We start from the raw sequence: 19,231 nt of genomic DNA, 5'->3' as shown, positions 1-19,231 counted from the left end.
TATTTGACGGAGCGGCGAGAGGCCTGTGCCTGTTTCAGTAATAGACCCCGGCGGCCAGAGCCACATCCATCACGCTCAGGCGGTGCCATTGCTCGTTCCACACGACATGCAACATGTCGTGGCGGGCCGCAAACAGCCGCGCCGGCTTTTCGCGGCTATAGCCGAGGTCGAGATCGAAGGTGGCGAGAATCGTGATCTCATGGCCGCCACGCCGGAACAGCGCGATGCGGTGGCTGTCTTCTCCATAGCCGCCGATCAGCAGGCCGAGGTGGCGATCGATGGCGACGGCTTTGACACCGCTGATCTCATTCGACCAGAGCTGGCAATGGCCGGACCCGTCGACGCGCAGGAGGGGAAAATCGGTATAGTAGCAGCTCCAGATCTCCCTGCGCCCGACATTGAGCGCATAACAGTCCACCATCGGCAAACCAGCCCGGGCCATGCCCTGCGACCACAACGCAGTTCCGTCGGTGTCGAAGCGCATCAGGCCGCTAGCCGGCATGCCCGGCCCTCCTCGGCCCCAGGCGCGATTGATCAAGGCGCCTTCGTCCCAATAGCCGCACCAGATCCTACCCTCGTCGTCGCATTGCAGATGTTCGATGGCATCGCCCAGGCACAAATGCCGCAGCACGGTGCCGTCCTCGGCCAGATGGCGGGCATTGTCCTGCCCCTGGCGACAGCGCGCATCGGCGACGATCCAGCCACCGCCCGGCAATTCGTCGAAAGCCGGATAGTCGAATTCCAAGGGAAAATGCGTTTGATTTCCCTGCCACTCGCCGTCGAAGCTCGTGAGCCTTCCTGTCGTCGACATGGGTTTGGAGGATGGCTCGTCCCCCAGGGCCAGCATGTCACGATTCGTATCGAGGCAGGCCAGCCGGCCATCCAGGGTGACTGCGTAGGCAAGTTCGAACCAACCGGGCCCGCGCCCCGGCAGAGGAATAGTGCTGGAGGGGGCGATCTTCGATCTTGCCGTTCTATTGCCCTCGCTGCCACTCACTCGATCACCGATCCTGCGCTCTCCCGCTCGTCGAGCGCACCCTTCAGCATGGTCAGGCGGTCGGGGACGGTTTCGCCCCGCATCATCGCCAGAAGCAGAGCTGCGCCGGTGGAACCGAGTTCGAAGCGCGGCTGGCGAATGGTGGTCAGGGTGGGCTCGACGAAATCGCCGAACTCGATGCCGTCGAAGCCGACGATGGACACATCCTGCGGCACCTTGAGGCCGCCGCGGCGGATGGTCGTCATGAAGGCGATCGCCATTTCGTCGCTGGTGGCGACCACGCCGGTCGGCCGGCGGTCGAGGGCCAGGAAGGCCCTGCCCGAGGCGACGCCGGAGGCGAAGTCGTAATTGCCCTCGAAGCGCACGAAATCGTCGGCTCCAAGGCCGGCGGCGGCGATCTCGGCCTGGAAGCCGGCATAACGATGGCGTTCGTTGTAGTTGCCCCTGGGGCCTGCGAGATAGGCCAGATGCCGATGGCCCCTGTCGAGAAGATAGCGGGTTTGGGCCCGGCAGCAGACCTCGTCGTCGACCACCACCGCCGGTATGCCGGGAACGTCCGTCTCGGCGCAGATGCCGACGATAGGAAGGCCGGAATCGGCAATGGTGCGGCCGGCATGCGAGGGCACCGTCGAGGCAAGCACCAGGGCACCGTCGATATGGCCGCCGAAGACGAGGTCGACCAGATATTTCTCCTTGCCATCGATGCTGTCGAGATTGCCCATCAGCACGGCATAGCCGGCTTGGGAGAGGGCGACGTCGATGCCCCGGAGAACTTCGCTGAAAAAAGGCGGATTGCGGCGGGGGCCGACGACCACCAGCACAGTGCGGGAAGAACCGGCGCGCAACTGCCGCGCAGCGCTGTTGGGGATGTAGCCGAGTTCGCGCACGGCAGCGAGCACGCGCTCACGCGTCTCGGCCTGGACACGATCAGGAAAGGTGAGGGCGCGGCTGACGGTGGCAGTCGAGACGCCTGCGGCGCGGGCGACGTCGCCGATGCGGGTCTTAGAGACATCGCGCGGTGCGCGTCTCTGGATGCGTCTGGTGCGTTCCTTGGCGGGCGGCATGGGACCACCGTTCTCCAACCTGCTGGCAAAACTTCGAAAAAGCTCTGCCATCTGCCTGTTGCGGGTGCGACCGGAGCCCTGAGTCAATCCCCTTGACACGAACCCCGATCGCAATCAATATCCCGACGCGTGCAATCGATTACATAAACACAGCATGCGATCCTTTAGGGAGGATGTCCATGGAAAAATTGAGGGCGATTCCGCAACGGGCTCCGGTGCGTTCCATGCTTGTCGGTGCACTTGCTGCGCTGGCGCTCGCTGGGCCGGCCGTGGCGCAGGACAAGCCCAAGGCCGAAGTGATGCATTGGTGGACATCGGGCGGCGAGGCCGCCGCCGTCAAGGTCTTCGCCGACCAGTACACCAAGGCCGGCGGTATTTGGGTCGACTCGGCGGTTGCCGGCGGCCAGGCCGCGCGCTCCGCTGCAATCAATCGCATCGTCGGCGGCAATCCGCCCACGGCCTCGCAGTTCAACACCGGCAAGCAGTTCGACGATCTGGTCAGCCAGGGCCTGCTCAACACCGTCGACCAGGTTGCCGAGGAAGGCAAGTGGAAGAGCTTCCTGCCGCCTTCCTTCATCGAAGCCGCGAGCCGGGAGGGGCATATGTATGCCGTTCCGGTGAACGTGCATGGCCAGAACTGGGCTTTCTATTCCAAGGAAGTGCTCGATAAGTCCGGTGTCACCGCAGTGCCCACCAACTGGGACGATTTCTTCGTTGCTCTCGACAAGATCAAGGCGGCCGGCTTTACCCCACTGGCACAAGGCGGCGAGCCCTGGCAGGAGCGCCTGCTGTTCAATGTCGTGCTGCAATCGGTCAGCAAGGATACGTTCATGCGGCTCTATGCCAAGAACGACGCCACTGCTATCGATACGCCCGAGTTCAAGAAATCGGTCGAGATTTTCGGTAAGTTGCGTGCCTACACCGATGCCGGGTCGCCAGGACGCAACTGGAACGATACCACGGCTCTCCTGATCACCAACAAGGCCGGCGTGCAGTTCATGGGTGATTGGGCCAAGGGTGAATTCAAGGCGGCCAACAAGGAGGCCGGCAAGGATTTCTACTGCCAGATCGGCATCGACGACAAGGAACTGGTGATCGGCGGCGACGTCTTCGTTTTCCCCAAGACGACCGATGCAGCCCAGGTCAAGGCGCAGAACCTCCTCGCTTCGACCATGCTGTCGCCTGAGACCCAGGTGCTGTTCAACATCCAGAAAGGCTCGATGCCGGTGCGCACCGACGTCGACGCCAGCAAGTTCGATCTATGCGCGCAGAAGGGCATGAAGCTGCTCGCCGATCCCGCGCATCAGACGCCGGTGATCGACATGCTGGCCAGTGCCGATCTGGTTGGTGCGCTCGAGGATGTCATTACCAATTTCTGGAACAACAAGAGCCAGACGCCGGACGAGTTCACCGCCAAGTTCGCGGATGCGCTGAAGTCGGCGCAGTAAGCTACTCAGGGGCGGGTCTTCGGGCCCGCCCGGCCTGCGCACCGGCAAGCCGGTCTCGCGATTGCGACTTTTCCGTCAAATCGCCGAGAAGACCGGGCCCCAATTCCCACCGCAAGACGGATCCTGAAGGAGGTCGCAATGGCCGAGCCTGCAAGATTGTCGCGTCCAAATCGTCGGCCTCACCGTCTGAGCATGGCGGCGCTGGCCTTGATACCGGCCTGGATCATCGTCGTAGCCGCCTATATCGGCACGGTGATCTGGACGATCGTCATCTCCTTCACCGGTTCCAAGCTGCTGCCGGTCTACAATTTTGTCGGTTTGGACCAGTATGTCCGGTTGTTTGCTTCGGATCGCTGGCAGGTTTCGGTGTGGCATCTGGCCGTCTTTGGCGTGCTTTTCATTGTCTGCTGCCTGATCGTCGGCTTCCTGCTGGCGGTGGCGCTCGACCAGAAGATCCGCTTCGAGAACACGTTCCGCACCATCTTCCTCTATCCCTATGCGATGTCCTTCATCGTCACGGGCCTGGTCTGGCAGTGGCTGATGAACCCCAATCTCGGCATCCAGAACACGGTGCGCAACTGGGGTTGGACGAGCTTTACCTTCGACTGGGCGGTGAATTCGCACCTTGCCGTGTTCGCGCTGGTGATTGCCGCAATCTGGCAGGCTTCCGGCCTGGTGATGGCACTGATGCTGGCGGGGCTGCGCGGCGTCGACAGCGAATTGTGGAAGGCGGCCAAGATCGATCGCATCCCGACCTGGCGGGTCTATGTCTCCATCATCCTGCCGATCCTGACCCCCACCATCACCACGGCCACCGTGCTGCTCTCGATCGCGGTGATCAAGGTCTATGACCTCGTGGTCGCCCTCACCAATGGCGGGCCGGGCACGGCCTCGGAAATGCCGGCCAAGTTCGTGATGGACAATCTCGGGGCGCGCCAGAACATCGGCCTCGCCACGGCAGCCTCGACGGTGATGCTGATCACGGTGATCTGCGTGATCTCGCCCTGGCTCTACCATACCTATTTCCACCGGCAGTCGAGGAGGCCGGCATGAGCGCCCTTGAGACACCGCGCGGGCGCAAGCCCTCGCGCCTCACCCCCGGCCGCATCGGCCTCTATGTCTTCCTCGTCGTCGCCGCAGCCTTCTTCCTGCTGCCCGCCGTGGTGATGGTGCTGACCTCGCTCAAGACCATGGACGAGATCCGCCTGGGCCAGATCTTCGCTTTGCCGCAGGCCTTTGACCTCACAGCCTGGAGCACGGCCTGGTCCTCCGCCTGCACGGGCCTGGCCTGCAACGGCATCAGCGTCGGCTTCCTCAATTCGGTGAAGATCCTGATCCCGAGCGTGGTGATCTCCATCGCCGCCGGCGCGATCAACGGCTACGCGCTGTCGCTGTGGAACGTGCGTTACGCTAACCTCCTGTTCGGCATTCTTCTGGTCGGCGCGTTCATTCCCTATCAGGTCTTCATCTATCCGCTGGTGCGCATCTCCTCGCTCGCCAACATCTTCCAGACCCTGCCCTGCATCGTGATCGTGCACACCATCTTCGGCATGCCGCTGATGACGCTGATCTTCCGCAACTACTATGCGAGCCTGCCGGCCGAATTGTTCAAGGCGGCGCGCGTTGACGGCGGCGGCTTCTGGCAGATCTTCTTCCACGTCATCCTGCCGATGTCGACGCCGATGCTGATCGTGGCCGCCATCCTGCAGGTCACCGGCATCTGGAACGACTTCATCCTCGGCCTCACCTTCGCCGGCGGCGCCAATTCGCCGATGACGGTGCAGCTCAACAACATCGTCAATTCCACCACGGGCGAGCGGGCCTACAACGTCAACATGGCGGCGACCCTGCTGACGGCCTCCGTGCCGCTCATCGTCTATTTCGTCTCCGGACGCTGGTTCGTGCGCGGCATCGCCGCCGGCGCGGTGAAGGGATAAAGCGCATGCACACCACGCCTTCCTCCGTCACCGTCAAGGACCTGTCGATCCGCTATGGTGCCGTTTCCGTCATCGACAATCTCCAGCTCGACATCCGCCAGGGCGAGTTCATCGTGCTGCTCGGACCCTCGGGCTGCGGCAAGTCCACCTTGCTGAACGCCATCGCCGGCCTGCTGGAGATCAGCGACGGCGAGATCTGGATCTCCGGCAAGAACGTCACCTGGGCCGAGCCGGCCGACCGCGGCATCGGCATGGTGTTTCAATCCTACGCGCTCTATCCGCGCATGAGCGTGGAGGGCAACATGTCCTTCGGCCTGAAAATGGCCCGCGTGCCCAAGGCGGAGATCGCCGCGCGTGTCGCCAAGGCCTCCAAGCTCCTGCATCTCGATCCGCTGCTGCAGCGCAAGCCCTCCGAATTGTCGGGCGGCCAGCGCCAGCGTGTCGCCATCGGCCGCGCTCTGGTGCGCAATGTCGACGTCTTCCTGTTCGACGAACCGCTGTCCAACCTCGATGCCAAGCTGCGCAACGAGCTGAGGGTCGAGATCAAGAAGCTCCACCAGAGCCTCGGCAACACCATGATCTATGTCACGCATGACCAGATCGAAGCCCTGACCCTGGCCGACCGCATCGCCGTGATGAAGGGCGGCGTCATCCAGCAGCTCGCCAGTCCGCTCGAGATCTACCACAAGCCGGCCAACCAGTTCGTGGCGGGCTTCATCGGCTCGCCCGGCATGAACTTCATCGAAGGCCGGCTTTCGGGAGGGCCGGGCAGCTGGCGTTTCGAAGCCGACGGCGAGAGCATCGACCTTGCCGCCTACGCATTCTCTGCCGATCCCGGCGCACGCAAGGCGGTGCTGGGCATCCGGCCCGAGCATATCGATGTCGGCTCCGCGCCGTCGGGCCGGCATGGCGCTCGCGGAAAAATCGACATCGTCGAGCCGATGGGCGCCGAGACGGTGTTGTGGACCAGCTTCGCCGGCAAGCCCGCTACCATCCGCGTCGACGGAGACAATGAAAGCGGGCCCGGGGACGAGATCGGTTTTCACTTCGACGTCGGGCGTGCCTCGCTGTTCGACGCACAAAGCGGAGAACGCCTGTGAAGAGATGTCATCCCGGACGCGCCGCAGCACGCAGTGGTGCGTTGCAGATCCGGGACCGCGCGCCGATCAAGATTCATTCTGCGTGCGGTCCCGTGTCTGCGACGCAGCATTTCATGCTGCATCGCGCACGGGATGACAGTCTCTTCTTTTCACCCAACCCGTTGATTTTTCTCATTTCATGAAAGGATCTATCATGGCTTTGCAATATCCCCTGTCGTTCCAGCTCTATTCGGGCCGCAACTTCCCACCGCTCGAGGGGCAGCTCAGGACGATCGCCGAGGCCGGCTTCAGCAATGTCGAGCCCTATGGCGCCTTCTACCAGGACGTGCCCGCCGCGGCCCGGCTGTTCAAGCAGTTCGGCCTGACCGCCAAGAGCGGCCATTTCGGCATCGATGCCCTGGAGGCCGATCTCGACGGCAATCTGCGCATTGCCGAGGCGCTGGGCATCGAAACCATCGTGGCGCCCTATCTGATGCCCGACGCCCGCCCCACCGACACTGCTGGTTGGCAGGCGTTCGGTGCCCGGCTGGCGGCGGTCGCTCGCAAGGCCGGTCAGGCCGGCTACGGCTTCGCCTGGCACAACCATGACTTCGAGTTCATCGCCCTGCCGGATGGCTCCTATCCGATCGAGCACCTGCTGGTCGAGGGCGTGAAGTGGGAAGCGGACATCGCCTGGATCGTACGGGCCAATGCCGATCCCAAGCCCTGGATCGCGCGCTATGGCGCCATCATGCCGCTCGTCCATGTCAAGGACATCGCGCCGGCCGGCGAGAAGGTCAATGAGGATGGCTGGGCCGATGTCGGCACCGGCGTGGTCGACTGGGCGACGATCTGGCCGCTCTGCGTGGCCGCGGGCGCGGAGATCATGGTTGCCGAGCACGACAATCCCTCGGACCTCAAGCGTTTTGCCACGGTGAGCGGCGAGGCCATGCGCAAGCTGGCCGGCGTGTGACGCAGTGTGCCGGCCCTCTCAGCGACATCGACTGACTGTCGATGTCGTGGGACCGGCACCTGATTTTGAAGAATTATGCCGGGTCCGAAGTCCGGCGCACCAAAGTTCCTGGAGACCACCATGCCCTTACGCGTCGGATTGATCGGCTGCGGCAATATTTCGGACATCTACCTTCTCAACGCCGCCCTGTTTCGCGATTTCGATTTCGTCGCCTGCGCCGACCTCAGGGAGGAAGCAGCTAAGAAACAGGCCCAGAAATACAACCTGCAGCGGCGCAGCATCGAGGCGCTGCTGGCGAGTGACGATGTCGACATCGTGCTCAACCTTACCGTGCCCGAGGCGCATGCCGAGGTCTCGCGCGCCGCGATTGCGGCCGGAAAGCACGTCTATGGTGAAAAGCCGCTCGCCACGCGCCTCACCGACGGCGTTGCGCTGATGGAGGCGGCGAAATCGAAGGGGCTGAGGGTCGGCTGCGCGCCCGATACCGTGCTGGGTGCCGCCATCCAGCAGTCGAGGCTGCGGATCGATGCGGGCGAGATCGGCCGGCCGCTGATCGGCACGGCCGCCGTGCTCGGCCATGGCATGGAGCACTGGCACCCCAATCCGGAGTTCTTCTTCAAACCCGGCGCCGGGCCCGTCTTCGATATGGGGCCCTATTATCTCTCCACCCTGGTCAACCTGTTGGGGCCGGTCGCTTCGGTGATGGCCCTCAGCCAGAGCGGTTTTGCGGAGCGGGTGGTGACCACGGAGGGCTCGCCCTTCAAGGGACAGAGCATCGCGGTGGAGACGCCCACCAGCATCCAGGCTCTGCTTGCCTTCAAGTCCGGTGCGCAGATCACCTTCCTGGCAAGCTGGGATGTCTGGGCCCATGGCCAGCAGCCGATCGAGCTGCACGGCACCGACGCGTCGCTGCGCGTGCCCGATCCCAACTGGTTCGGCGGCGAGGTTTCGCTGGCCCGCCCACGCGAAGCCTGGGAAAGCCATGCTTCGTCCGGCGACCGGTTCGGCCAGCCGAACTGGCCGGCCGACCATCCCGTCAATGCCAATTATCGCGGCCTCGGCCTCGCCGACATGGCACGGGGCATCATCGACGGCCGTCCCCATCGTGCCAGCGGCGAGATCGGTTTGCACGTCCTTGCGGTGATGGAAGGCATCCTCACCGCCGCCGAGCAGAAGCGGCCGGTGCTGATCGAGCAGGGCTGCGAGCGGCCCGCGCCGCTCGGCGACGAGGAGGCGAGGGGACTGCTGGCCTGAAGCTGGCCGTCGACCAGCGGCTCTAGCTTCCGACCAACGGCTTCTTCGTGAAAAAACACTGACCTTTGTCATGCCCGAGCTTCGACCCGGGCATCCAGCGGCCCGGCGCTTGAAGCTGGATTGCCGGGTCGAAGCCCGGCAATGACAAAGGTCGAGCCTGTCTGGGAGACGAACGGCATGCGTACTCGTCGCATGCGGCGGGCTGGCCTTACTCGTCCACCGGTTTCCATTCGTCGCGACCGAGGTCGATAACCTTGGGATCGCTGCTCGCGGTGCCGGTGCGCCCCTGAGGGGCAGGAGCCGGCCCTTCGCGCCACTGCCGCAACAGGCTCGGCAGAAGGAGGGCGAAGCCGATGACGTCGGTGACGAAACCGGGAATGATCATCAAGACACCGCCGAGCGCCACCATCAGGCTCTCGCGGGCGGCGCCGTTGTTCGGCTCACCGCCCTGCATTGCCCGCATCACGCGGGAGAACACGCTCGTGCCCTGCCGGCGCAGCAGCGATGCGCCGATGAAGGAGGTCGCCACCAGGGCGATCAGCGCAAGCGCGATGCCGATCCGGCTCGCGACCCAGACGAAAGCGGCGATTTCCGCGAAGGGCAGGATCACAAGTCCGGCCAGCCCGAGCCATGCCCAGCCAGCGGGAACATTGAAGCTGCGTGCGATCATCGGTGTCGTTTCTCCTGGAGCAAGGACGCGTTTTGCCAAAAATGCGTCTTTGCGGTTCCCTCTGGGCAAGACCTTGCGCAACGGCATACGCCGCATGCTGGCCATGTTTGCCCTTCATGGTAGCATGAAGCTGGCAAACTGCTCGATGCACACCATATAGGTGAGGATTGTGGCATTGCCACAGGGGGCTTGAGCCGTTATTTCGAGTCGTCACTCGGTCGGTGGGGATGCTGAAGGCACAAATGGGTAGTTTTGATATCATCACGCTGGTGTTTCTGGGGCTCGCGGTGTTCGTGATCTTCAAGCTGCGTTCCGTGCTGGGGGAGCGCACCGGCGCCGAGCCTCCGACATTCGAGGGATTGCGGCGCGATGCCCAGCCTGCGTCCCGCGACGACAGGGCCGCCAATCCGCCGCAGCGCGATGCCGAATCCCCGATCGAAACGCAGGCGCCGACGTCAGCTTTCCGCTGGGAAGGTTTTGCCGAGAAGGACACGCCCCTCGCAGCCGGGTTCGATGCGATCGCGACTGTCGATCCGAGTTTCCAGCCCCAGAGCTTCGTCCCGGGCGCCAAGGCGGCCTATGAAATGATCGTCACCGCCTTCAACAATGGTGACCGCAAGACCCTGAAGAACCTGCTGTCACGCGAGAATTTCGACGCGTTTTCCCAGGACATCACCGAGCGCGAGGCGCGTGGCGAGACCGTGCAGGCCAATTTCGTTTCGATCGACAAGGCCGATATCGTCGCCGCCGGCGTCAAGGGCCGCGTCGCCGAACTGACCGTCAATTTCGTCTCGCAGATGATCAGTGCCACCAAGGACAGGAATGGTGCGGTCGTCGACGGCAGCGTCGATCAGGTGGCTGTTGTCACCGACACCTGGACATTCGCGCGCGATACCAGCACCAAGGATCCGAATTGGCGCCTCGTGGCGACCGGCGGTTGAGCGCGGTCGGAAGAGGCGGGCGGGCCACGGTATCGATGTCATGGGGATCTTGCGCCGAGTCGGGCCCTTCGTCGCTTTCTTCGTCGCGGCCAGTCTAGCCTGGGCGGGCGAACGTCCGTCGCCACCGCCGCTGCCGGCGGGAGCGACGGCTACACGGGTGCCTTTCGGCAAGCTCGCCGGATGGAAACGGGACGATCACGCCAAGGCCTGGCAGGTCTGGCTCGCCTCCTGCCGCTCCCAGGCCGAGAACAATCCCGCTCTCGATGCCGGTGTACCGGTTCCCGAGGACCTCGCGCGCCTTTGCGGCGAGGCCTTGAAGCGCGGCGCGCTGGATGCGCCCGCCGCCCGCGCCTTCTTCCAGGCCCATTTCAACGCCTGGCGCATCACCACGCAGAAGGGCAGCGGGCCCACCGGCGGAAAGGCCTTCTACACCGGTTATTACGAGCCGGAGATCCGGGGTTCGCTGGTGCGCGAGGGCGAGTTCCAGACCCCGCTCTATGACCGGCCGGCAGATCTGGTCAGCTTCGAGCCCAACGCCATACCGCCAGGCTTCCAGGGCTACAGCGCAGCCCGGCGCAAGCTCGACGGCAGCCTGGAAGTCTATCCGGATCGCAAGGCGATCGAGCAGGGAGCCCTCGACGGGAAGGGCCTGGAGATCGCCTATGTCGCCGATCCCGTCGACCGCTTCTTCATGCAGGTGCAGGGCTCGGGGCGGCTGCGGCTGCCGACCGGCAGCGTTGTGCGCTTTGCCTATGCCGGCAAGAACGGCCAGCCCTATTCCGCCATCGGCAAGGCGGTGGCCGACAGGCTCAACATCCCACCCCGCGACGTCACCATGGCGGGTTTGCGGGATTTCCTGGCGCGCGACCCCAAGCAGGCGCGCGAGGTGATGTGGGTGAACAAATCCTTCGTCTTCTTCAAGGTGGCTCCCTTCCTCGGCGCCGATGCCGGCCCGATCGGCGGCGAGGGCCTGCCGGTCACGCCGCTGCGTTCCATCGCTATCGACCGCAGGATCTGGCCCTATGGCTTGCCCGTCTTCGTCGAGACGGCAATCCCCGATGTCGGTGGCGGGGTGAAGCCCGAGCCCATCCGCAAGCTGATGATCGCCCAGGATACGGGATCGGCCATCATCGGCCCGGCACGCGCCGACATCTTCTTCGGATCGGGCGCCAAGGCGGGAGCGGTTGCCGGCGCTGTCCGCCATGGCGGCGGCTTCTACGCGCTATGGCCCAAATCGCAGCCTGACGCCAAAGATGGCGCCGGGGGGCGACCATGAGCCGCCGCAAGGGATTGTCCGCCGAGGATAGCGAACTCTGGGCCTTCGTCACCCGGGAAGTCATCCCGCTGAAACGCCGCCGCCGCAAGCTGGCCAAGGCGGCGACGACGGCGGCAGACACCCTGCCTGAACCGGCCGCACCACCGGTCAAACCGGCGGTGAAACCGAAATCGGCGGCCAGCCGTCCGGCCAAGCCTCCGGCCGCGCCGCCGATACCGCCGATAGCACCCATCGACAAGCGCGAGCGGCGCCAGGTTGTGCGCGGCACGCGCGCCATCGACGCCCGGATCGATCTGCACGGCATGCGCCAGGCCGAGGCCCACGGCGCCTTGCGCGGCTTCCTCGCCATTGCCCAGATGCGCGGCTATTCCATGGTGCTGGTGATCACCGGCAAGGGCGGCGGCGGCGATATGACGTTTTCGGGCGATGAGCGCGGGGTGCTGCGCCGCGTCGTGCCGCAATGGCTGCGCATGCCCGATCTCAGGCCGCTGATCCTCGGCTTCGAGGAGGCACATCACGGGCATGGCGGCAGCGGCGCCCTCTATGTCCGGCTGCGCCGCATCCGCAGGCTCGGCGACCGATGACCCCCTTCGGTGCCAGATTGCGCGCCCTGCGGGCGGCCCGTGGCCAGAGCCTCAAGGAGATGGCGGAGGCGCTCGGCGTCTCGGCCGCCTATCTGTCGGCCCTCGAGCATGGCAAGCGCGGGCAGCCGACCTGGATCCTGCTGCAGCGGATCATCACCCATTTCAACATCATCTGGGACGAGGCCGAGGACCTGCAGCGCCTGGCTGCGCTGTCCGATCCGCGCGTCGTGGTCGACACCGCCGGCCTGACGCCGCAGGCCACCGAGCTTGCCAACCGCCTTGCCCAGGACATCGCGAAACTGCCCGAGGCGGAGGTCGAGGCGATGCTGGCAAGATTGAAGGCGATCGATGGCGCATGAAGGCTGGAACTCCGGGCGTACCAAATCGCACCACGCCCCTCTTCACAATTCGGTCTTCCTGCGCGCATAAGGCAAGCCGTTCGACAAGAGCCGGTATTTCGGGAGTTGGTGTGTGACGGCGAACAAGGACGAGAACAAGCAGACCGCGAGATTGCTCGTCCTGCCGCCTGAGAATGAGAGGCTCTCCACCGTGCGGCGCCTGCTGCGCCGCGTGCCCTGGCGCTATGTCGGGCCGATCCTGTCGATCGGCCTGTTCGTCGGTGCGCTCGTCGTGCTGGCCTCGATCCTGCGTGGTGTCGAACCGGAAAAGGTGGTGGCCGCCTTCACCGCCACGCCGACCATGGCAATCGCCCTGTCGATCCTGTTCACCGCGCTCTCCTATCTGGCCTTGACCGGCTATGACGGCCTGGCGCTACGCCAGATCGGCGCCAAGGACATTCCCTATTCCACCGCAGCCATCGGCTCCTTCACCTCCTATGCGATCAGCTACACGCTCGGCGTGCCGCTATTGACCGCCGGCGCGGTGCGCTACCGCGTCTATGGTGGAGCCGGGCTGTCGGCGCCGCAGATCGCGGCGCTGACGCTGGTGTGCACCCTGACCTTCTGGCTCGGCATGGGCGCGGTGCTGGCGCTCGGCCTGGTGCTGGTGCCGGGATCGGTGGCGGGCGTCGACCATCTGCCGCTCTCGCTCAACATGTCGATCGGCGTCGCCATCATCGCGGTGATCGTCGGTTATGTCGGCTATGTCTCGACCGGCCGGCGTGTCGTTGCCGTCGAGGGCTGGTCGATGCCGCTGCCGGGCGGCAAGGTCACCGCCGCGCAGATCGTGCTCGGCATCTTCGATGTCTGTGCCGGGGCCGGCGCGCTCTACATCCTGCTGCCGGACCAGGCGGCGAGCGTGCCCTTCTTCACCTTCATGGTGATCTATGTGCTGGCGGCTTTCCTCGGCGTGCTCAGCCACGCGCCCGGCGGCATCGGCGTGTTCGAGACCACCATGCTGATCGCGCTGCCGACCATCGCCAAGGACGATCTGCTCGGCCGCATCATCCTCTACCGCGTCATCTATTATTTCGTGCCTTTCGCCCTCGCTTTGGCGATCCTGGGGGCCTATGAGCTGGCGCGCCGACGCCATGTCGTCGGCAAGATGGTCGACCAGGTCGCCGGTATCATGAAGCCGCTCGCCCCGATCCTGGTGGCGGGCGCCATGTTCCTTGCCGGTGGTGCCCTGCTGATCACCGGCGCGGTGCCGGCCACCGAAGCCCGCCGCATCCTGCTCACCAGCCTGGTGCCGTTGCCGGTGGTGGAGACGGCCCATGTCATCGCATCGCTCTCTGGCGTGGCGCTGCTGTTCCTGGCGCGCGGCTTGATCCGGCGCATGGAGGCCGCCTGGCGCACGGCGATGATCGTCCTGGTGATCGCCACCGTCGCCACCCTGCTGCGCAGCGCCGATTGGCGCTTCATGCTGACCCTGTGCTGCGCCCTTATGGTGCTCGCCCTCAGCCGGCCGGCCTTTCCGCGCGGTGCCTGGCTGTTCGGCATCGATTATTCGCCGCTCCTGCTCGGCGCGATCGCCGCCATGCTGGCCGTGACGGTGTGGATCGGCTTCTTCGCCTTCCGCTTCGTCGACTACACGCCGGAACTGTGGGTCACCTTCGGCTATGGCGATGAGATGTCGCGCTTCCTGCGCTCGACCAGCCTGGCGGTCGCAGCCGCCATCGTCATCGGTATCCTGAGCGCCTATTGGAAGGGCGGCATCGCCCTGGTGCCAGCGGCGTCGATCGACATATCGGGCCTGGTCGCGCGGGTGCCTTCGGCAGAGGCCAGGCTCGCTTTGCTGCCGGGCCAGATGCTGCTCGCCAACGACCAAGGCAATGCCGCCATGGTGGTGGCCCGCGCCGGGGCCTCGTCGATCGCGCTGGGCGATCCGATGGGCGATCCGGCCATGGTGCAGGACCTGCTCTGGGTCTTCGGCGAAAGGGCGGAGCAGCAGAGACTGTGGCCGGTGATCCTGTCCGCCTCGCCACGGATGCGGGCCGACTATCTGGAGGCCGGCCTGACGCTGACGCCGATCGGCGACCATGCCAGCGTCGATCTTGCCAGCCTGGGGGACGAACCCTATGCCGGTGCCAATGCGATCTTCTCCTGGGCCGATATCCACGCCCTCAGCCTGGATCTGGTTCCTGCCGGCGCCACGGCCACGATCATGCCGACGCTGGAAGCGGTGTCCCGCTCCTGGCTCGCCGGTACCGGGCGAAGCGAGGGCCATTTCGTCGTCGGGCGCTTTTCGCCCGGCTGGATCCGGACCAATGACTGCGCCATCCTGCGCCGGGCCGGCGCGGTGGTCGGCTTTGCCGTGGTGATGCGAAGCGCGGACAATGAGGAGTGGGCCGTCGACATCCTGCGCTATCTGCCGGAGCTCGGCATCTCGACGCTCGATTTCATGCTGCTGCGCCTCATCCGCCTGGCCAAGGCGCGCGGTGCCAAGCGCTTCGACCTCGGCCTGACGCCCAACCCGGCGCAGGCGGGCGAGAATCTCGGCCCGGCCTGGCAGCGCGTCACACCGCTGCTGTTCCGCTTCGGTGACCACATCGCCAATTTCGACGCGCTGCGCGGTTTCAAGGCCCGCTTCAATCCCCGCTTCGAGCCGCGCTATCTCGCCTGTACGGCCGGTTTCGCCCTGCCGCACATCCTTCAGGACGTCACCACTCTGATCGAGAAGGGTGGGGATGGCGAGGTGCGCGCCGACAAGGGATTGTCGGCGCGGAGCTGACGGCGATGCGCTTCAGGCCGCTTTGGCGAAGCGCTGGGCCCGGAAGGGCGCCAGCAGGGGATGAGGGGAGCCCCAGGCAATCTCGCCGGCCAGGAGCTCTCCGGCGATGAGCCCAAGCGTCGCGCCGCTATGGCTGAAGGCGACGTGGTAGCCGGGAATGCCCTCGATGGCCCCGAAGACCGGGTCGCCGTCACCCGGAATGGGCTTGGGACCGGCACCGTAGCCGTCGAGCTCCAGCGTCGGGTTGCCCTCAAGCACCCTTGAGGCTTCTTCCAGCAGGCCGTGAATGGTGGATTGCCGGATTTCGAAGCTGCCGTCGTCGCGTATCACGATTTCTTCCTCCGACCAGGCTGAGTCGAGCACGAGGGCGCCGCTCGGCGTGGGGCGAACCGCGACCCGCGGTGTGTTCAATACGGCGCGCAGCCTGGTTGCGATCGGCTTGGTGCGGACGAGGAGTGCGATCGGGGTGGAGTCGGCGATGAACCGGCCTTCCCTGGCGACGAGGGCGGGAACGTCGGCGCCGGTCGCGACCAGAACCGCATCGGCCTCGAACAGGCGGCCGTCGGCGATCGAGACACCACTGGCGCGTCCGGCCGTGAGCTGTACGCTGGCCTTGCCCGCATCGGTCACCAGGGCGCCGCCTTTTTCGATGAATTCGGCCAGCATCACCTCGATCACCGACGGCAGGTCGACCCAGCCTTCGCCGGGATTGAAGATCGCGCCCTGGGGCGTGATCGCTCGCCGATCGATGCCGGGTGTCACGTCGGCAACCTCTTCCGGGGAAAGGAGGAGGGCGTCATATCCCAGGGCCCGCTCATGGGCGAAGACGGAGCGGATCTCGTTGGTCGCGTCATCGGCATCCCAGGTCAGGCCTCCGTCGAAACGCAGCCAGGCCGCCTCCGGATGGCGTGCCGCCAGCGTGCGGTAGCGATCGATGCCGATCATGCGCAACTGGTGATAGGCCGCAGAGCGTCGCCGTGACGAATTGAGCCAGGCCAGAGACCGCCCCGAGGCACCGCTGGCCGGCCGGCTCTCCGTCACCAGCGTGGTGGCGATGCCGAGGCGGACGAGATGGGTGGCGGCCGAGACGCCGAAGATGCCGCCGCCGACGACGATGGCGCGGGATGTGGACGATACTGCAGTCATGGCTGGAACTTTCAAGGCAAGATTGGATTTGGATGAGGGCCGGGACCGTCACAGCATTTCCGACAGGAAGCGCCGCAGACGGGGGCTTTGGGGATTGTCGAAGATGGCATCCGGGGGACCGGCCTCGACGACCTGCCCCTCGTCCATGAACACCACCTGGTCGGCGACCCGGCGCGCGAAGTTCATCTCATGCGTGACCACGACCATGGTCATGCCGCTCTTGCCGAGCCGTGCCATGAGATTGAGCACGCCTTTCACCAGTTCCGGGTCGAGTGCGCTGGTGACTTCGTCGAACAGCATCAGTTCGGGCTTGAGCGCCAGCGCCCTGGCGATCGCAACGCGCTGCTGCTGCCCGCCCGACAGGTCGATCGGCCGATGATTCATCCGGGTTGCGAGGCCTACCTCGGCCAGACGTTCCTCGGCGATACGGCGGGATTCGGCCGTCGAAAGCCCCTGAACCTTGCGCAAGGCGAGTTCGACATTGCCGATCGCCGTATGGTCGGGGAAGAGGTTGAACTGTTGGAATACCATGCCGACACGGCGGCGGAGCAGGTCCGGCTTCATGCCCAGCACGCTCTGCCCGTCCAGACGAATATCGCCCGAGACGGGCTCGGCGAGGCGATTGAGGCAGCGCAGCAACGTCGATTTGCCGGACCCCGAGGGGCCGATCACGCAGGTGATCGTGCCGGCTTCGGCCTTCAGGCTCACGCCTCTCAGGACCTTGAAATCGCCATAGGCCATGTCGAGGCCGATGACATCGAGGCGGGCGCCCCGGATCGCCATCGGCAGGCCGGCTCCTGCTCCGGCGTCCGAAGGATGGACTGCCGGCGTCTCGTCGAGCTCGCGCAACTCCTCCAGGCCGCTGGTAACCGCGCTGACCTTGCGGCCGGTGCGCAGGCGCCCGTCGATGGCGTTGACGACATGCGTCAGCGGCACGGTGATGACGAGGTAGAAGATACCGGCCAGCATCAGGGGCGATAGATTGCCCGACACCACGGCCTGGTCCTGGCCCACCCGGAACAGCTCCCGCTCGGATGCCAGCAATCCGAGAAAGTAGACCAGGCTCGAATCCTTGATGTTGCCGATGAACTGGTTGACCAGGGCGGGCAGCACGCGGCGCACGCCCTGGGGGATGACGATGAGGCGCATGCCCTTGGGATAGGTCATGCCGAGGGCACGGCAGGCTTCGAGCTGGCCGCGCTCCACGCTCTGGATGCCCGCACGGAAGATTTCGCCGATATAGGCGCCGGCGATCAGGCTCAGCGCCAGGATGCCGAGCGGATAGGGCGACGGCCCGAAGATCTGGCGGCCGATGCCGGCAAAGCCCTGGCCGATCAGCAGAATGGTGACGATGGCCGGCAGGCCGCGAAAGACATCGGTGTAGATGCGGGCGGGCAGGCGGATCCAGGCCGCGCGGGAGATGCCCATCACGGCCAGCACCATGCCGATGACGATGCCCAGCAATGTCGAGGCGACGGCCAGGATCAGGGTGTTCTTCAGGCCCACCATCAGCATGTTGGGCAGCACCTCCGCCATGGAGTCCCAATCGAAGAAACTCCGCTGGAGGATATCGAACCAGCTCATTGGGTGGTCTTTCGTGGCAAGCTAAAGCGCCTTGCGAGTGGGAGGGATCATCGGGAATCGCAAAGACGCTCCAGCCAATCCAGCGGATTGGCTTGGAAACAAGGAAGGGGAGCAAGAGAGGGGTGAGCACGGGCTCGACGCGGTTTCTCCCAGGATTTCTCCCAACAGATGCACCCGCGTCGTGTTCCCCGCCGTGCCTCAGCACCGGCTGTCAAGCGGCCCGCTTGGGCAGATGTCACTTGGACGATGTCACTTGGGCGATGTCATTTGGGCAGATATTGCTCGGGCATCGGCGATCCCGGGAACCATTTGGTGTAGAGGGTTTTCCAGGTGCCATCCTGCATGGCGTCATGCAACGCCTTGTTGAGGGCCTGGCGAAGGGCGTCGTTGCCCTTCTTGACGACGAAACCGGCCGGCGCGTCGAAGGAGGGGATGTTGATCGCCAGCTTCAGGCCCTTGAAGCGTTCTCCATATTGCTTGGCCGCTTCGTAGTCGAGGAAATGGGCATCGACCGTGCCGCTGTTGAGGGCGGAGATGGCCGAATTATTGTCCGGAAAGTTGACGATGTCCGACTTGGTGAAGTGGGTCTTGGCGTAGGTCTCCTGCAGCGTACCCTGCACGGCGCCCAGGCGCTTGCCGGCGAGATCGTCGGCGCTCTTGATCCCGGCCTGGGAAGTCAGCACCGTCAGGTAACCGGCCAGGTAGCCATCGGAGAAGTCGACGGTTTTCTTGCGCGCCTCGGTGGTGCCGATGGCGGCGACGGCCACGTCGAAGCGGCCATTGGCGACCGAGGGAAGCAGGGCCGAGAAATCCTGGCCGGTGAATGTCACGTGATCCTTGTCGAAGCCCAGCCTGCGCGCGACGTCCCGGAACAGTTCGATGTCGAAGCCGCTGAATTCGCCGTTGGCGTCGGTGAAAGTGTAGGGCTTGGCGTCTCCCATGCTGCCGACGCTGATCGTTCCGGCATCGATGAGATTGTAGGGATTGCTGCTCGCGGCGGCGCGCCCGCCGCCGGCCGTCATCCATGCCAGTGCGCCGAGCGCGGTGGCGGCCATCACGTCGCGTCGATTGGGATTCTTCATTTATTTCCCCTGGATTTTTTATTGAGACCGGTCTCTTAACATGAGAGACCGGTCTCTTCAATTGAAA

17 protein-coding genes are annotated in these 19,231 nt (G+C 65.0%); 11 read left to right on the top strand and 6 right to left on the bottom strand.

Annotation, left to right across the window (positions count from 1 at the left end):
* Positions 1–34 precede the first annotated feature (34 nt).
* Positions 35–997 (bottom strand): hypothetical protein, encoded by a 963-nt coding sequence (locus ACTJKX_RS19510; protein WP_440726204.1) that lies wholly within the window; start codon positions 995–997, stop codon positions 35–37.
* Positions 994–2,061, bottom strand: a complete 1,068-nt coding sequence (locus ACTJKX_RS19505; protein ID WP_311940996.1) for a LacI family DNA-binding transcriptional regulator — start codon at positions 2,059–2,061, stop codon at positions 994–996. The genes ACTJKX_RS19510 and ACTJKX_RS19505 overlap by 4 nt, the downstream gene beginning before the upstream one ends.
* A gap of 179 nt (positions 2,062–2,240) precedes the next feature.
* Between ACTJKX_RS19505 and ACTJKX_RS19500 the strand changes: the two genes are divergently transcribed.
* The 6 genes from ACTJKX_RS19500 (at position 2,241) to ACTJKX_RS19475 (ending at position 8,752) form a co-directional block, all read left to right on the top strand.
* Positions 2,241–3,509 carry an ABC transporter substrate-binding protein gene (locus ACTJKX_RS19500; protein WP_311940993.1) on the top strand — a complete coding sequence of 423 codons (1,269 nt, stop codon included), beginning with the start codon at positions 2,241–2,243 and terminating at the stop codon, positions 3,507–3,509.
* 138 nt (positions 3,510–3,647) lie between these two features.
* On the top strand, positions 3,648–4,562 hold the full coding sequence (locus tag ACTJKX_RS19495) for a carbohydrate ABC transporter permease (RefSeq protein ID WP_440726203.1): 915 nt from the start codon (positions 3,648–3,650) through the stop codon (positions 4,560–4,562).
* Positions 4,559–5,446, top strand: coding sequence for a carbohydrate ABC transporter permease (locus ACTJKX_RS19490; protein WP_440726202.1), 888 nt, complete (start codon positions 4,559–4,561; stop codon positions 5,444–5,446). The genes ACTJKX_RS19495 and ACTJKX_RS19490 overlap by 4 nt, the downstream gene beginning before the upstream one ends.
* A 5-nt stretch (positions 5,447–5,451) precedes the next feature.
* A complete protein-coding gene (locus ACTJKX_RS19485) occupies positions 5,452–6,546 on the top strand; it encodes an ABC transporter ATP-binding protein (RefSeq protein ID WP_440726201.1) in 1,095 nt (364 codons plus the stop codon).
* Between the two features lie 193 nt (positions 6,547–6,739).
* A complete protein-coding gene (locus ACTJKX_RS19480; RefSeq protein WP_440726200.1) occupies positions 6,740–7,498 on the top strand; it encodes a sugar phosphate isomerase/epimerase family protein in 759 nt (252 codons plus the stop codon).
* Positions 7,499–7,618: 120 nt separating this feature from the next.
* Entirely contained in the window at positions 7,619–8,752 is a 1,134-nt protein-coding gene (locus ACTJKX_RS19475; protein ID WP_311940979.1) for a Gfo/Idh/MocA family protein, read from the top strand.
* A 208-nt stretch (positions 8,753–8,960) separates the two neighbouring features.
* On the opposite strand, the gene ACTJKX_RS19470 is transcribed toward ACTJKX_RS19475, so the two are convergent.
* Positions 8,961–9,422 (bottom strand): FxsA family protein, encoded by a 462-nt coding sequence (locus tag ACTJKX_RS19470; RefSeq protein ID WP_440726199.1) that lies wholly within the window; start codon positions 9,420–9,422, stop codon positions 8,961–8,963.
* A gap of 242 nt (positions 9,423–9,664) precedes the next feature.
* Between ACTJKX_RS19470 and ACTJKX_RS19465 the strand changes: the two genes are divergently transcribed.
* The 5 genes from ACTJKX_RS19465 to mprF all read left to right on the top strand — a co-directional run bounded on the left by ACTJKX_RS19465 (position 9,665) and on the right by mprF (position 15,352).
* Positions 9,665–10,363, top strand: coding sequence for a Tim44/TimA family putative adaptor protein (locus tag ACTJKX_RS19465; protein ID WP_311940974.1), 699 nt, complete (start codon positions 9,665–9,667; stop codon positions 10,361–10,363).
* A 40-nt stretch (positions 10,364–10,403) separates the two neighbouring features.
* Entirely contained in the window at positions 10,404–11,639 is a 1,236-nt protein-coding gene (gene mltA, locus ACTJKX_RS19460; protein WP_311940971.1) for a murein transglycosylase A, read from the top strand.
* Positions 11,636–12,223 carry a Smr/MutS family protein gene (locus tag ACTJKX_RS19455; RefSeq protein ID WP_440726198.1) on the top strand — a complete coding sequence of 196 codons (588 nt, stop codon included), beginning with the start codon at positions 11,636–11,638 and terminating at the stop codon, positions 12,221–12,223. The genes mltA and ACTJKX_RS19455 overlap by 4 nt, the downstream gene beginning before the upstream one ends.
* On the top strand, positions 12,220–12,582 hold the full coding sequence (locus ACTJKX_RS19450) for a helix-turn-helix domain-containing protein (protein WP_311940964.1): 363 nt from the start codon (positions 12,220–12,222) through the stop codon (positions 12,580–12,582). The genes ACTJKX_RS19455 and ACTJKX_RS19450 overlap by 4 nt, the downstream gene beginning before the upstream one ends.
* Before the next feature lie 112 nt (positions 12,583–12,694).
* On the top strand, positions 12,695–15,352 hold the full coding sequence (mprF, locus tag ACTJKX_RS19445; protein WP_440726197.1) for a bifunctional lysylphosphatidylglycerol flippase/synthetase MprF: 2,658 nt from the start codon (positions 12,695–12,697) through the stop codon (positions 15,350–15,352).
* Between the two features lie 12 nt (positions 15,353–15,364).
* Here mprF and ACTJKX_RS19440 read toward each other — a convergent pair whose 3' ends face one another.
* The 3 genes from ACTJKX_RS19440 to ACTJKX_RS19430 form a co-directional block, all read right to left on the bottom strand.
* Positions 15,365–16,498, bottom strand: coding sequence for an NAD(P)/FAD-dependent oxidoreductase (locus tag ACTJKX_RS19440; protein ID WP_440726196.1), 1,134 nt, complete (start codon positions 16,496–16,498; stop codon positions 15,365–15,367).
* A gap of 48 nt (positions 16,499–16,546) precedes the next feature.
* Positions 16,547–18,082, bottom strand: coding sequence for an amino acid ABC transporter permease/ATP-binding protein (locus tag ACTJKX_RS19435; RefSeq protein ID WP_440726195.1), 1,536 nt, complete (start codon positions 18,080–18,082; stop codon positions 16,547–16,549).
* Between the two features lie 263 nt (positions 18,083–18,345).
* Positions 18,346–19,137, bottom strand: coding sequence for an ABC transporter substrate-binding protein (locus tag ACTJKX_RS19430; RefSeq protein ID WP_311941032.1), 792 nt, complete (start codon positions 19,135–19,137; stop codon positions 18,346–18,348).
* Between the last annotated feature and the right edge of the window lie 94 nt (positions 19,138–19,231).

Origin of the sequence: Labrys sp. 22185, assembly GCF_052045555.1 — a bacterium.
Lineage (GTDB): Bacteria > Pseudomonadota > Alphaproteobacteria > Rhizobiales > Labraceae > Labrys > Labrys neptuniae.
This window is presented reverse-complemented; position numbering and strand designations above follow the sequence as displayed.